Annotated in this window: 1 pseudogene; it reads left to right on the top strand. The window is 67.8% G+C overall.

Features of this window, described 5'->3' with window-relative positions:
• Positions 1–208: pseudogene (locus ACY0MJ_RS22560) on the top strand (hypothetical protein); the annotation flags it as partial.

Here is a 208-nt window from a genome sequence, read left to right as displayed (position 1 = left end):
CGGGCAGCGACGTGTATCTGTTCGGCCGGGGTGACGGCAACGACCTGCTGCGCAACCAGCAGCGGGACTTCACCTACAACGGGCTGATTGCCGAAAGCGACGCGGGCAGCACCACGGACGTGCTGCGCTTCAAGGAAGGCATCGGCGCGGCGGACCTGGCCATCACGCGCAGCGGCGACCACCTGCAGCTGCGCATCAAGGACACGGG

The sequence above is a fragment of the Ramlibacter sp. bp-362 genome (assembly GCF_054956735.1).
The sequence above is the reverse complement of the archived record's forward strand: the minus strand, read 5'-3'. Positions and strand labels throughout refer to the sequence as shown.